Annotated in this window: 1 protein-coding gene; it reads right to left on the bottom strand. The window is 60.8% G+C overall.

Annotated features, from left to right (window positions below; genetic code table 11):
• Positions 1-669 (bottom strand): APC family permease (locus H483_RS27530; RefSeq protein WP_017836520.1); only part of this gene is annotated, 669 nt, incomplete at both ends.

Raw genomic sequence — 669 nt, 5'->3', positions numbered from 1 at the left:
ACGAGAGCAGGACGTTCGCTGAGGATGGCGACCCGTGCGTGGGGTGCACTCTAGCGAGCTTTGTTGGGAGCATCCCTTCACGGCCCAGAGTGTGCAGGTAGCGGATCGCGGTATTGTGGAAGGCTAAGGCCGAGGCGAAAGCACTGATCACGATCAGGATTTCGCAAAGAAGTACTGCCCAGGAACCGAGATAGGTGTCTAAGGCGCCGAAGACCAACCCCGCGGGGTCCGCGACGGCTGCAAGGACGATTTCAGAGCGGCCATAGGCAAGGTAGATCGTCCAGGAAATAAAGGTGTAGAACAGGCCCAGGAAACCGATCGCGAGGTAGATCGCCCTAGGGACTGTCTTGTGGGGGTCTCGAGCTTCCTCGGTATAGATGGCCGTCGACTCGAAGCCGAGGAAGGCGCCGAACACGATGGCGAACATCGCGCCGGTGCTGTTTCCGGCGAAGATGGAGGATGGCTCGAAGGAGTGCAGGTCCACCCCCTCTGGCCCACCGATGACGAGGATCGCCACGGCGAGGATGAGAAGGATTCCCGCTTCGCTTGTGAGGGCGATGCCGAGCACTTTGGCACTGAGCGAGATTTTGTGGTGGCTGAGCACGGCGATGACGGCCCAGCCCAGGAGGGAGAATGCCCACCACGGGATGGAAGGGATGAGGACCGAGG

Origin of the sequence: Dietzia sp. UCD-THP (assembly GCF_000349585.1) — a bacterium.
GTDB lineage: Bacteria > Actinomycetota > Actinomycetes > Mycobacteriales > Mycobacteriaceae > Dietzia > Dietzia natronolimnaea_A.
The sequence above is the reverse complement of the archived record's forward strand: the minus strand, read 5'-3'. Positions and strand labels throughout refer to the sequence as shown.